This window comes from Thermoactinomyces vulgaris (genome assembly GCF_005886755.1).
GTDB classification, from domain to species: domain Bacteria; phylum Bacillota; class Bacilli; order Thermoactinomycetales; family Thermoactinomycetaceae; genus Thermoactinomyces; species Thermoactinomyces vulgaris.
In genome coordinates this window covers 1,048,388-1,060,976 of sequence record NZ_CP039710.1, presented here as the reverse complement: position 1 = coordinate 1,060,976, position 12,589 = coordinate 1,048,388, and the positions used below count along the sequence as shown (strand labels likewise).

Annotated in this window: 18 protein-coding genes and 1 tRNA gene; 2 read left to right on the top strand and 17 right to left on the bottom strand. The window is 48.5% G+C overall.

Going from position 1 to position 12,589, the window contains the following annotated elements; genetic code table 11:
* Window positions 1-32: 32 nt before the first annotated feature.
* The 9 genes from FA954_RS13650 to FA954_RS05480 form a co-directional block, all read right to left on the bottom strand.
* Window positions 33-197 carry a hypothetical protein gene (locus FA954_RS13650; RefSeq protein WP_156097725.1) on the bottom strand — a complete coding sequence of 55 codons (165 nt, stop codon included), beginning with the start codon at window positions 195-197 and terminating at the stop codon, window positions 33-35.
* On the bottom strand, window positions 187-387 hold the full coding sequence (locus tag FA954_RS14085) for a YqzE family protein (RefSeq protein ID WP_037995087.1): 201 nt from the start codon (window positions 385-387) through the stop codon (window positions 187-189). Before FA954_RS14085 ends, FA954_RS13650 begins: the two co-directional genes overlap by 11 nt.
* 61 nt (window positions 388-448) lie before the next feature.
* Window positions 449-814, bottom strand: coding sequence for a hypothetical protein (locus FA954_RS05510; protein ID WP_037995089.1), 366 nt, complete (start codon window positions 812-814; stop codon window positions 449-451).
* Between the two features lie 7 nt (window positions 815-821).
* Window positions 822-1,355 (bottom strand): hypothetical protein, encoded by a 534-nt coding sequence (locus FA954_RS05505; RefSeq protein WP_138614918.1) that lies wholly within the window; start codon window positions 1,353-1,355, stop codon window positions 822-824.
* A complete protein-coding gene (locus FA954_RS05500) occupies window positions 1,292-1,675 on the bottom strand; it encodes a hypothetical protein (protein WP_037995093.1) in 384 nt (127 codons plus the stop codon). Before FA954_RS05500 ends, FA954_RS05505 begins: the two co-directional genes overlap by 64 nt.
* Window positions 1,665-2,120, bottom strand: coding sequence for a GspH/FimT family pseudopilin (locus FA954_RS05495; protein ID WP_037995095.1), 456 nt, complete (start codon window positions 2,118-2,120; stop codon window positions 1,665-1,667). The genes FA954_RS05500 and FA954_RS05495 overlap by 11 nt, the downstream gene beginning before the upstream one ends.
* Entirely contained in the window at window positions 2,110-2,448 is a 339-nt protein-coding gene (locus FA954_RS05490; RefSeq protein WP_049720324.1) for a competence type IV pilus major pilin ComGC, read from the bottom strand. The genes FA954_RS05495 and FA954_RS05490 overlap by 11 nt, the downstream gene beginning before the upstream one ends.
* 21 nt (window positions 2,449-2,469) lie before the next feature.
* Window positions 2,470-3,516: a type II secretion system F family protein gene (locus FA954_RS05485; protein ID WP_175413175.1), complete on the bottom strand. Its 1,047-nt coding sequence runs from the start codon at window positions 3,514-3,516 to the stop codon at window positions 2,470-2,472.
* Window positions 3,467-4,591 (bottom strand): GspE/PulE family protein, encoded by a 1,125-nt coding sequence (locus FA954_RS05480; RefSeq protein WP_165489735.1) that lies wholly within the window; start codon window positions 4,589-4,591, stop codon window positions 3,467-3,469. Before FA954_RS05480 ends, FA954_RS05485 begins: the two co-directional genes overlap by 50 nt.
* Window positions 4,592-4,768: 177 nt before the next feature.
* Here FA954_RS05480 and FA954_RS05475 point away from each other — a divergent pair.
* Window positions 4,769-4,843: transfer RNA gene (locus FA954_RS05475), tRNA-Gln, on the top strand.
* A gap of 69 nt (window positions 4,844-4,912) precedes the next feature.
* On the opposite strand, the gene FA954_RS05470 is transcribed toward FA954_RS05475, so the two are convergent.
* The 7 genes from FA954_RS05470 to FA954_RS05440 form a co-directional block, all read right to left on the bottom strand.
* Window positions 4,913-5,590 carry a TerC family protein gene (locus tag FA954_RS05470; protein ID WP_231564635.1) on the bottom strand — a complete coding sequence of 226 codons (678 nt, stop codon included), beginning with the start codon at window positions 5,588-5,590 and terminating at the stop codon, window positions 4,913-4,915.
* A gap of 67 nt (window positions 5,591-5,657) precedes the next feature.
* Complete coding sequence (locus FA954_RS05465) at window positions 5,658-7,322, bottom strand: M20/M25/M40 family metallo-hydrolase (protein WP_049720405.1); 1,665 nt, start codon at window positions 7,320-7,322, stop codon at window positions 5,658-5,660.
* Window positions 7,323-7,399: 77 nt separating this feature from the next.
* Window positions 7,400-8,596: a tRNA uracil 4-sulfurtransferase ThiI gene (gene thiI, locus FA954_RS05460; protein WP_037997154.1), complete on the bottom strand. Its 1,197-nt coding sequence runs from the start codon at window positions 8,594-8,596 to the stop codon at window positions 7,400-7,402.
* Window positions 8,593-9,753 carry a cysteine desulfurase family protein gene (locus FA954_RS05455; protein ID WP_037997157.1) on the bottom strand — a complete coding sequence of 387 codons (1,161 nt, stop codon included), beginning with the start codon at window positions 9,751-9,753 and terminating at the stop codon, window positions 8,593-8,595. The genes thiI and FA954_RS05455 overlap by 4 nt, the downstream gene beginning before the upstream one ends.
* A 114-nt stretch (window positions 9,754-9,867) precedes the next feature.
* Window positions 9,868-10,212, bottom strand: a complete 345-nt coding sequence (locus FA954_RS05450; RefSeq protein ID WP_037997175.1) for a CHY zinc finger protein — start codon at window positions 10,210-10,212, stop codon at window positions 9,868-9,870.
* A 64-nt stretch (window positions 10,213-10,276) separates the two neighbouring features.
* Window positions 10,277-10,747, bottom strand: coding sequence for a peptide-methionine (S)-S-oxide reductase MsrA (gene msrA, locus FA954_RS05445; RefSeq protein WP_037997160.1), 471 nt, complete (start codon window positions 10,745-10,747; stop codon window positions 10,277-10,279).
* Between the two features lie 59 nt (window positions 10,748-10,806).
* On the bottom strand, window positions 10,807-11,370 hold the full coding sequence (locus FA954_RS05440) for a beta-class carbonic anhydrase (protein WP_037997162.1): 564 nt from the start codon (window positions 11,368-11,370) through the stop codon (window positions 10,807-10,809).
* Window positions 11,371-11,493: 123 nt separating this feature from the next.
* Between FA954_RS05440 and FA954_RS14080 the strand changes: the two genes are divergently transcribed.
* Window positions 11,494-11,739: a PGPGW domain-containing protein gene (locus FA954_RS14080; RefSeq protein WP_037997165.1), complete on the top strand. Its 246-nt coding sequence runs from the start codon at window positions 11,494-11,496 to the stop codon at window positions 11,737-11,739.
* 50 nt (window positions 11,740-11,789) lie between these two features.
* Here FA954_RS14080 and FA954_RS05430 read toward each other — a convergent pair whose 3' ends face one another.
* Window positions 11,790-12,431: an O-methyltransferase gene (locus FA954_RS05430; protein ID WP_037997167.1), complete on the bottom strand. Its 642-nt coding sequence runs from the start codon at window positions 12,429-12,431 to the stop codon at window positions 11,790-11,792.
* Window positions 12,432-12,589: the final 158 nt, after the last annotated feature.

Here is a 12,589-nt window from a genome sequence, read left to right as displayed (position 1 = left end):
AAGTATAACACAGAACAAAAAGAAAAGGAGCTTCACTCCCGCTCCTTTTTGTGAAGTTGTTCCGTTTGCTTTTCTTCGTAAGCAATCAGGGCCACATGGCTTCCGGTCTTTTCATGAAGTTCCCGTTCCCATTTTTGAATTTGCTCCAACAACTTCGGCTCCTGTTTCAAATTCATCAACCGGTAATTATTTTCCACTTTGCTTCCCTCGCAATCTGCTTCGTTGTTTGTCAATGGTCATTTTCATCGAGAAAGGGATCAATCCAAACCAGCGGACACTCCAAGGCTCTTTTCGCGATTGTTTCAATTTCTTCCGTTCGGTCCGGGGGGTTTCGAGATACCAGATGAATCTTTCCAACAAATAGGTAAACCAATCCCTGAATGACATTGAATCACCTCAGCCTTTAGCATGACCCGGCACAAAAAACTTTAAACCAGGAAATACCGGTTTACCGGATCCACCGCGAAACAGCATAGGTGTCCGGATGGAGAAAGGCCTCCACGGTTTGCACCACTCCCTGTTCCCCCCACGTGGTGGCTTGTACATGGACACGGGACGGCTTGACTTCCACTTTTACCAAGACATACCGGTCCTCCACCTGAATCATGGTTTCATCCGGCGCGTCTGCCCGGTTTTGCCCGTTCAACCGCAATTGTTGCTGGACGACGGCGATCCCGCTTTCAGCCACATACCGGCTTTTCACTCTTTCCTGATACAGCGTTTGCATCTTTCTCACCTGAACCATTTGCGAAACCGACAGCATGATCAGCGTGAATAAAAACGTCACGACCATGAGGGTGACCGGCAGAGCCATGCCGCACTCACCGGGATGGGTCTGCCTCCTGTGACCGTTTTGAAAAGTACGTTTGAAATTCCTGATGGGCATACCAGTTTTGCAATCCGACATCCGACTTCACCCCGTTTCCATCCGGTAAAAAATGCGCATAATAAACATGGTTCAGAACAATGGTCGTGCCCCTGAAACCCTTGTCTTCCGGCTTTTTGACGCTTCGGATCAAGCGCCGGTCTTTCAGCATGTAGCGAATCATCACTTGTTGATCCTGCTCAATGTATAACACGCCATCCGTTTCCCGAAAATGAACTCCTTTTTGGACGTCTTTTTCCAGCCATACCAGAAAAGACAGGTAATCCATCTCCAACCGGGAGTGATGAATCATTTCTTTGATTTCTTTCTCGGTGGTTGAGGACACAAAAAACAAGGCCGGCAGAAAAACGATCAAAGCGGACAAAACAATACAAAATTCAATATATGTAAATCCGGCTTCTTTTTTCACGGGTAAAACCGGTGGGTGAACCATCGCCGGTTTTCGGTTTTTCCATCGAATCCTTCCCATTCAGCCTTCAACTCCAATTGATATAAGAAAGGTTGCACCTTTTTGCAATCCCAGCGCATAAGGATTTCTTTTTGCGGGATCTTGCGGCTTTTTACTTTTTCTTGCCCCTTGCATTGCCCTGGATCGGCATGTTGAAGCTCTTCCATTTTGCTTTGCATGGCCTCTGATATCTCCATCTGCAACATTTGTGAAGCATAGTGCATCCGCATTTCTTTCATCACAGGCAAAGCAAAAAACACAAACACCCCCAGGACAAAGCCGGCACTGACCAGTTCGGCCAGCGAATATCCGCTTGAGCTGTTGAAACGGTCAGACGGCATTGACGAACACCTCGATCATCGGCAGTCCTGAAGCCACTTGAATCACAATGCGGCCGACGGGCTTGTCTTTTACATAAAAAGTGACCGTGCCACCGCGCACCTGTCCCGTTTCCCGGAAAGTGAGCCGTTGCCCCGGATAGTTGCTGTCCAACCGGTATGGCGGAGGGATATCCATTTTCCTTAATATCGTCCCATCCTCGATCACTTTCACTTCCTTTGCTTCCCACTGCACTGTCACTTCCGCTTGTCTCGTGACAGCTTCCATTTGCGCCAGTTGCAGTTGGGTCGCAAGCTCCTCGATCAACAGCTTTCTTTCCACCCGCTCCCCCAGCGACATGACGGCGGGAACACACAAAGCGGCCAACAATCCAAACAAAAACAAAGCAAAAATAACTTCGATCAGCGTCCATCCCGCTTGGCCGCCCGACTTTCCGTCATTTGGCATGACAAGTGACTCTCCGTTCAAAAGGAAGATTTGGTTCCGGATGGATCACATATTTCCCGTTTCCGGACGGACATGGAGGGATGGAACGCAAATAACCCCTTTTCACCAATTCTTCAACCGTCGGATATTCCCCGTACTCCAAAAAATACTGATCCGCTTGGGCCGCAATCATTTGCCGGTTGGCCAGATCCGCTTTCTCCTGTGCTTTTAATCCCGCCGCTTTCAAATTGGGAATGGCAATTGCCAAAATCAAACCGATAATAAACAGGACAACCAACATTTCAATCAGAGTAAACCCGTTTTCTCCATGCGAACGACGAACATTCATGTTCCTCCCCCTTTCGTTTTTTCAGATCGCCTGCACCAGTTTTACAACCGGCAAAAACAAAGCAACCACCGAGACTGCAATCATAAGGCCGATCACAAAAATACAAACAGGCTCAATGCTTTTGGCCACCCGTTCCAACTTGTAACGGATCATCATTTCGGTCCCGTCCGCCAGATTGGTCAAGGTTTCCACCAATTTCCCCGATTCTTCGGCAATGGCAACCAACCGGGGCAAAGAAGGCAAAAAGAAATATTTGCCCTTTTGGCTCAAGGCACCAGCAAAAGATTTCCCCGTCAACAGTTCTTTGTTCACCCGGTTCAGGTAGTGAACGAGCACCGGCCATGGTGTGTGTTTTTGGATCAACTGCAGGGCATCCACCAACGAAACCCCGGCTTTTAAAAGAGAAGACAGCTGAATGGTCAAAAAATGAGTGTGCCGGTACCGGCAAATCTGCCGGACCAACGGCAAACGGATCCAGCAGGCTCCCCACCAAACCCGGACCGGAAAAGGGCTCAACCGAAGGATGAAACCCACGGCCACCACCAGAAGGATGAGAAGCATCCCCCCTGCCAAAAGCTGCGGCATCGCATCATAAACCCGAAACAAACGGCGTGTAACCAGCGGCATGGAAATATTCATGGATGCATACAGATGGGAAAACCTCGGCATCACCACTGCAAACATAAAGACAAAAGCGCAAACGGCAAGGAGAAAAACGATCGCCGGATAAGTGCATGCTTTTTTGACTTCCCGCTGCCAATTGGCTTTAGTTGCATAGTAAGAAGCACAGCGCTTAAACCCCGATACGTAATCCCCGTGTTCTTCCGCCGCCCGCACAAAGGCGATGTAAATCGGCGGAAAATTGAGTTTTTTCAAAGCAGCGGACAACGATTGCCCTTTTTGCAGCAACCCGTTCAGCCGTTGATAAACCGGTTCGTCGATCAAACGTTGTGCCGCCAGCAATTCCAAACAGGCCAATAATGGTATTCCGCTTTCCAACAGATGTCCCATTTGTTGGCTAAACACCATGTACTGCTCCGCATTCCACCGTTTCCTTATCCACAACATCCCCATCGACCTTCCTCACCCGTTCTTCCAGTGTCGTTTCGCCTTGACGGACATACTCCTTCATCCTGTCTTCCAGCGTTTTCATCCCCGAATCTTTCATCGTCTTGCGAATTTTCATCCATGTATTTTGACGGGCAATCTGCCCGGCCAGATCATCACTCATCTCCAGCACTTCAAAGATTCCCGTTCTTCCCTGGTACCCGGTTTGCCGGCAATGATGGCACCCCTCACCGCCACAGCCGGTGCAGATCCGCCGCACGAGCCTTTGCGCAATCACCCCAATGAGCGATGCGGCCAGGCGGTACGGTTCCACTTTCAAATCAAGCAAACGTATCACGGCTCCCGCCGCATCGGGCGTGTGTAACGTCGTCAAAACCAGATGGCCGGTCAATGCGGCACTCACGGCAATCTTTGCCACTTCCTCATCCCGGATTTCCCCGATCATGATCACATCCGGATCTTGCCTCATCACCGCCCGCAATGCGCAGGCATAAGTGAGGCCGGATTTGGGATGGATCTGCACTTGATTGATCCCGTCCAGTTGCAATTCAACCGGATCTTCCAAAGAAACAATGTTGGTCCGGTTTTGATTCAATGTCTGCAACAAGGTGTAAAGCGTCGTGGTTTTGCCTGAGCCAGTGGGGCCGGTGACAACCATGAGGCCGCTGTTCTTGCTTAACAGATGCCTCACTTTTTGTTGCTGGTCGCTCTCCATCCCCAACTCTTCCATGGTGAAAGGATTCTCGCGAAGGCGAAGAAGCCGCATCACCACTTTCTCCCCGTAAATCGTCGGCAGGGTGGATACCCTGATCTCAAGCGGTTGTTTGTTCCGCTCAAAAACAAAAACCCCGTCCTGCGGAAGGCGTTTTTCCCCGATATCCAACCGGCTCATCACTTTGATCCTTGAGACAATCGCTGTCGCATGGAAGAGATCCACCCTTCCGGTCTCCGTCAATTGTCCGTCCACCCGCATGCGGATGCGCAATGCATCCTGTTGCGGTTCAATATGGACATCACTTGCCCGGAGCTGCACGGCCTGATGCAACAATTGATTGATGTAAGAAGCTATGTCCACGCTGAATACCCCTTTCCCCATGCAAACGACATATTTTTACAATTTCCCCTTTAAAAGGGAATATCCTCCTGAATTTTGTCATTTTTTTGATTTTATTTGTTTTCGATTTTTTTCTCTTTTATGCCTTGTGCGATGTATAAAACGGTCCGGATGGATCCATTCTAAGAATGAAAGCAATGGGGAATAGCCAAGTGGTAAGGCAACGGACTTTGACTCCGTGATGCGCAGGTTCGAATCCTGCTTCCCCAGCCAAAAAAGATTGGCTCCTTTTAACCGGAAAAAGCCGGCTCATCCGCAACAACGGACAAGCCGGCTTTTGATTTACACTGTTTTGGTTCTATGTTTCCACGCATAGCCGCTGATAACGACAATCGCTGCCAGCGCCACCGGGATGATCATGTTCAAGACATCCAGCCCGGCCAGCAATTGATGAACGAACGGGTCTTCCACGATCAATTGTCCGCCCGTGTACCCGAGTACGGCGGCTCCGACATAGAGCAGCCAGGGAAACCGGTTCAGCAATCCGGCAATGATATTGCTTCCCCACATGATGATCGGAATGCTCAATGCCAGTCCCATCAATACGAGAAAAACATTCCCGTGGGAAGCGCCGGCAACTGCCAATACATTATCCAGACTCATCACCACATCAGCGATGATGATGGTTTTAATGGCACTTTTCAAAGTGTCCCCGGCATGGACATCCACTCCGTCATCTTCCTCAACCAATAATTTCACCGCAATGCCAATCAACAAGATTCCGCCCACGGTCATCAACAGAGGAATGTTCAACAAATATGCGGCCACGACCGTCAGGGTGGACCGTAACAACACGGCGATACCCGCACCGAACACGATCGCTTTTTTCCTTTGTGCCGGCGGCAGTTTGCGTGCAGCCATCCCGATCACAACCGCGTTATCCCCGCTCAAAATCAAATCGATGATGATAATATTAAAAAAAGCAAGCCATAAGGCAGGCTCCATCCAACTCGTATCCATGTCGACTCTCCTTTTCGGTATCTGCTCCTTTATACGATAACACAAATTTTCATCCGATGAGACGTTGTCAAAAAGCATCCACAGAATTGAAAAGATACCGTATCACACGCACGGTCAAGTTGGGGACCCATTGCATCGAATAGGAAATTTCCAACCGTTCCCATTTTTTGTGAGCGTCTTTTCCGTAAGGGCCGATGTTGATCACCGGGACATCCAGCTGCCGGATGGCCTCCATGTCCATATGGTATTTTGCCCCCCACACCGGCATGTTTTTTTCAAACGTTTGAATTTCCCGTTCATCATCGCTCATTGCCACAAAGCTCATATCCGAAATGTACGGAAAAAATTTGCGCACTTTGATCTTTTTCTCCTGCAAAGGCTCAATCTCTTTGACCGATTTTTCTACGGCCCGGATCAGGCGGAGATCACGCGGATCTTTTTCATTTAAAACCACACGGGGAATATAAGGAGCCGCATAAAAAAGAATCACCGCCGGTTCATCGTCGCCGCCCCATTTCCACAACTCCTCCACCATCCGCAGCGAATGCTCGCGGACATCCATGTTTTCCTGATTCAGCATGTTACGGGTCAATCGCAAGACTTCCTGTTCGAATTCCTGTCCGTGTTTTTCCCGGCATTTCCGGTAAAACTCCTCATATGTATAAACACGCGGCTTCCAGTCAATGTCCCGGTACGGACGGCGTCTCAATTCATGATACCGGCGCGACCGGCCCCGAAACTTCATGACGGCTGATTCAAAGGCGTCAATAGCCACCTGCTTCAACTTTTCCAGCACATCCCTCGGCGACCAACTGTGAACGAAAAAATTATAGTAGACCAGTGCGGTTTTGGGCGTTTGCACATCATATTGTTTTTTTAGGTCCGTTTGTTTCAATGAAACCGGGGGCAAAGTAATTTCGCCAAACATTTCATCGCACAAATCGGTTTGGTAATCGATTCGCGCCGTTAACTCCGACGCAATCAAGTTGGGATCAAATCCTTCAAATGCCTGCCCCACATGGGTCTCCTTGCCCACGATATAAAAAGCCGGCAACAATTTACCGACCGTCCCCAGATAAATATAGCGGTCGCGATCCCCCGGAAATCGGGGCGATGTGTAATCCGAATTGATTGCCGCAATATAAGTAAGATTTTCTTCCCTTCCCCATTTCAAGATATCGGAAAGGGCAGACAGGATCCCGCGCGAATTCCGTTCTTCATCACAAGCGGCCACAAACAGCAAATTCCCATTCAATAAATGCCGGTTCCGGGCAAAGTACCGGACAATCGCCAAATGAATGGCAATCCCGCTTTTCATGTCCAGCACCCCGCGTCCGCCGATGTAATCTTCGGTGTCAAGATCTTTTTTCACTTCTTCCGGCAGTTTGCTCTTTTTCCACTCTTCCAATAATTGTTCCGGCGAAAAAGCAAGATTCATCCACTTCCCGTAATCTTCCACTCCCACCGTATCCATGTGCCCCATCAATATCACGGTTTCGCTTTCATTCTCTTTGCCGCCTTTCAGCAAAGCGAGCACATTATATCTTTCCAGGTCATCCTGCCGGGTCGGCGTCATCTGCAAATACTCCGGATGTTCTTGAAAATAAGGGGTCTCTTGCAATATTTCATAAATCAGATAAGCCATGTCCCGTTCACCGAAAGTTCCGACAATACTGGGGTGTTCAACCAATTTTTTTGTCAATCGGTATACTTCCTCTTGAAATGGAATCATACATCGGACCCCCGTTTCGGTCATGTTTGTTTTGACCGTTTGGCATGCGGAACGGAAACCGCATGCCAAACGCAACCTTAAAAGTAGGAAAATTCTTCTTCATCTTCCGGGCGCAAGTCGATGATTTCCGTGTTTTCCACGGCTTCTTGGATCAACCGTTCCACATCCAGCAAACGCTCCTGCCTTTCGGCCACGTCCAGATGAGGCTTGGTTTTCGGTGCTTTCGGGAGAAAAACCGTACAACAATCTTCATACGGCAAAATGGAAGTTTCATAAGTATCTATACGCTTGGAGATGGACATAATTTCCTGTTTATCCATCCCCACCAGCGGCCTTAGTACGGGCATTGTCGTTACGGCATTAATCGTTTGCATGCTTTCCAGTGTCTGGCTGGCCACCTGGCCGAGACTTTCTCCGGTCACCAGCGCCAACGCTTTGTGTTTTTTGGCGATTTGCTCCGCGATGCGGAACATAAAGCGGCGCATAATGGTGATGCTGTACGATTCATAACAATGCTTGTTGATCTCCGTTTGGATCTCGGTGAACGGAACCACATGCAACCGGATGTGTCCCCCGTAACGGGTTAAGATTTTGGCCAGGTCGATCACTTTTTGTTTGGCCCGTTCGCTGGTATACGGATAACTGTGAAAATGAATTGCCTGCAGCTCCACGCCCCGTTTCAGCGCCAGATATCCGGCGACCGGGCTGTCGATCCCTCCGGAGAGCATCAACAAAACCCTTCCGCTGACTCCAACCGGCAAACCGCCCAAGCCAGGGAGATCCTCGCCATATACATAAGCATGTTCTTTCCGCACTTCCACAAACAATGTCAGATCCGGATCGTGGACGTCGACTTTCAAATGCGGCAGCTTGGCCAGCAAAAATCCGCCCAACCGGTGATTCATCTCCTGGGAGGGGATGGGAAATTGCTTATCGGCCCGTTTCGCATTGATCTTAAACGTGTGCACCCGTTCCTTTTGTTCACTCAACAGCGCCAATGCCGCCTCTTTGATTTTTTCCCAATCCTTCTCCACCCGGATGGCGGGACTGATCCCCACCAGACCGAAAATTTCCGAACAAGCCTGAATGACCGGCTCGAAGTGTTCTTCACTCAGGTCAATATAAATCCGGCCCGGACTTTTGGTCACCACCGTGCCCGGAAACCGTTTCACTTTTTGGCGGATGTTGTTCACCAACTGATTCTCAAATTCTTTTTTATTTTTGCCTTTTAATGCAAGCTCTCCATATCGCAACAATATACAGTTCTTTTTCATCCTTTATGCACCTTCATGACTTGTTGTAATTCCGGGATGACACGCACCAGTGCATCGCCGCATCGGCGGATATCTTCGTCCGTGTTCATCCTCCCCATGCTGATCCGGATGGAACCGATCGCTTCCAGATCGGTCAACCCCATCGCTTTCAACACTCTGGAAGGCTCTTCTTTTTTCGAGGAGCAGGCTGATTTGCTGGAGACATAAACCTTTTCTTTTTCCAAGGCATGAACCACCACCTCGGACTTCAGTCCAGGGAAAGACAAGTTTAAAATATACGGGGCTCCACCGCGGGAAGACGTATCTCCGTTCACTTTCACACCGTTTAACTCTTTCACCCGCTCCAAGAGCATTTCTTTCCATCGTTGGCATTTTTGGATAAAATCTTTCTCCGATTGGCCAGCCATCACCACCGCTTTGGCCAGGCCGGCAACAGCCGGGACATTTTCGGTTCCCGAGCGAAATCCCTGTTCTTGTCCCCCGCCGATCAAAAGCGGCGGAAGGGTCAGGTTTTTCCGTTTATATAAACAACCAATGCCTTTCGGTCCGTGAATCTTGTGGCCGGACATGGTTAAAAAGTCGATATGGGCATCGGCCGGTTTCAGCGGGATCTTCCCGAAAGATTGGACCGCATCCACATGAAACATCACTTTGGGATAAGATTTTAATAATTCCCCGATTTCCCCGACTGGTTGAATGCTTCCCGTCTCATTATTGACATGCATGATGGAAACCAGAACCGTTTCATCGGTCAAAGCGGCTTTGACGTCTTCGGTCCTCACTTGCCCCTTTTCATTCACAGGCAGAAAAGTGACTTTCCACCCTTTTTGTTTCAGGTACTGAAAAACATCATACACAGACGGATGTTCAACCTGGCTCGTGATGATGTGGTTTCCCCGGTTGCGGTAAGATTCGGCAATTCCGCGAATCACCATGTTATTGGCTTCGGTTCCTCCCGAAGTAAAAATGATTTCCTGCGGCGATCCGCCGAGTTGATCGGCAATCACTTTGCGCGCCTGCTGCAGCAACCGCTCGGCTTTCACTCCGATACCGTGCAATGAAGAGGGATTTCCGTACACTTCGCGCATGACATCCCCCATGACCTTAATCACAGCCGGATCGGTTTGGGTCGTTGCACTGTTATCCAAATAAACCACCGATCCCCCCTCCTTTCTGCTGTACAAGAATGCCTGTTTTCATAACTCCATCATTCTAACACAAAACAAAACACCTGCCATCCATTCAGGTGCCGGGAGATCCGCCTGTTTTGTTCAAACTTCTGTTCGGATACAAGATAGCAAAGACCTGTCGAAATAATATTGCCAGTGTTTCCGGCAACCCGGATTAAACTTGGCGCGGCAAGAGGGACAAGCTCCCGTCCCCTGCAAATACTCCTTCAGGGTCATTTCATGCCGGCACACACCGCAGAAGACCGCTTTTTCATGCAGATGGCGGACCGACCAGCGAATGACCGGATGATTCTCCGCTTCCTGATGACAAAAATAGCATGGATAGTATTGCCCGCAACAGGCAAACTTAACCGCTATGATATCCAACTCCGAATGGTAATGGATACAACGGGTCATACCATCCACGACTTTGCCTTTGACAACCATTTCTTTCACACGCTTCACTTCCTTACAGAAAAAGGCGCCCGATGTCAGCGCCTTTTCTCTCTGATTATAAATGGCAGGCATTTAAGCCGCGTTTTTGCAAGTAACGTTGATGATATTCTTCCGCACGCCAAAAAGTGCCGGCTGGTTCAATCTGTGTCACAATCGGATCTTTCCATTTGCCGGATTGATCCAATTGTTTTTTCGACGCTTCCGCAGCCTGCTTTTGTTCATCTGTATGGTAAAAAATGACCGAACGGTACTGGGTTCCCACATCAGGGCCCTGACGGTTCAGTGTCGTCGGATTGTGATTATTCCAGAATACATCCAGCAAATCTTCATAGGTGACTTGTTCCGGATCATACTCGACCTGAACCACTTCGGCATGGCCGGTTTGATCCGTGCAAACTTCTTCATACGTCGGGTTTTCCGTGGTTCCACCCATGTAACCCACAGTGGTGTTTTTCACACCGGGAATTTGGCGGAACACCTCTTCAACCCCCCAAAAACATCCAGCTCCAAAAGTAGCCAGTGCCATAAGCAGTGCCTCCTTTTAATTACCACATATTTTATCAGTTTTTGCTGAAAAGAAGAAGATTATTTTTTCCGACCGTCATCAACCACTTCCAATTTTCCCGTTTCGGGATCGATGGTTAAGCCATGGATCAACACATCCCGGGGAAAAAAAGGATGGTTTCGGATCAAACGGACACTTTCCATCACGCCTTCTTCCACACTTTGAATGCCGGACAACCATTTCGCGGCATCCACTCCTTGTTTTTCTATTTCATCCGCTTTCTCTTCGGTGATTCCTCTCTCTTTTAATTTTTCAAGCACCCGCTCGCCCGTCAAACCGACCAGCCCGCAGTCATGATGACCAATCACCATCACTTCTTCCACTTTTAAAAGCGTTACGCCCACCAAAAGGCTTCGCATCAGGCTTCCATACGGTTCCGATATGAATGCACCGGCCGTCTTGAGAATTTTGGCATCCCCGTTTCTCAAATTCAGGGCTTTGGGCAACAACTCCGTCAACCGGGTATCCATGCAAGTAACAATCAATAACCGTTTATTGGGATATTTGTCCGTGGTGTAACTTTCATATTGTTTATTTTTTACAAACCTCTCATTATATGACAAAATTTCTTCCAAACAACTCATCATTTTGCCCCCTTCGTCACGGTCATATTTATGTTACATTTGCCAAAAAAACTTCATTTTGATTCCCGGAGGTCTGGGATATACTAAAAATATATTAACGGGCTGAAGGGGTTTGAACATCACATGAAAACACTTTGGACAAACATTCTCGGTTGGACCTTTTTAATATTGGGAATCATTGGTTTTTTCGCACCATTTCTCCAAGGATTTTTGTTCACATTTATCGGATTGGCATTGCTTTCCAAAACCACTCCTTGGGCAGCACGAATCGTACTCAAACTTCGGAAACGATATCCGAACATCGCCCGAAAATCAGATGAATGGATGGCTCGTTTTCTTGTGAAGTCCGGCTCGGCACAGAAAAATTAGAATCAGACAGAAACCGTGGAATCCGGAAAATTCGGGTTCCTTTTTTAACTTTAACGGGACCCCTTTACCCGGCAAACGCCCAAACCATCACCCAGTGGAAGAATCAGGGACTCCAAGCGGTCATCCGAGGCGATCTGCTGGTGAAACCGGCGCATGGTCACCGGAGAAGGCGCCTGATTTTTCTCATCAAACACCCGGCCGCGAAGAAATAAATTGTCCGCAGTGATCACGGCCCCCGGATTTGACAGACGGATGGCTTTCTCCAGATAGTTCGGGTAATTCAGCTTGTCCGCATCAATAAAAAAGAAATCAAACCGTTTTTGTTCTTTCTCCAATTGATTTAAACTTTCCAAAGCATCGCCGACGATCAATTCAACCTGTTCACTGAGCCCCGCCTTGGCAATATTCTCGCGGGCAAATTGTGCATGCTCCTCCTTTAACTCCAACGAAATAATTTTCCCATGCTCCGGCAACGCCCTGGCCATCCAGATCGTGCTGTAGCCCCCCAATGCACCGATTTCCAAAATACAGGATGCATTGGAAATCTTAACAAGCATATGTAACATTTTTCCGACTTCCGGCGGCACGGATATTTGCGGGAACCCTTGTTTTTCTAACCCGGCGCTGATCGACTTGAGCACTTCATCTTCTTCACGCGTAAATTGCTCACGGATATATTGTATTTCCTGCATGCAAGCCCCTCCTTCTTCGCTATTTTTATTATTTTATTCGATCGGGCGCACCCTTGGCTACTTTTTCTGAAATCAAATAAAAAAGGCACTACTGAAAACAGTAATGCCTCTGCTTTTATTTCGGAGGGGGTTCCAGGATAATTCCCTCTTTTTTGTGC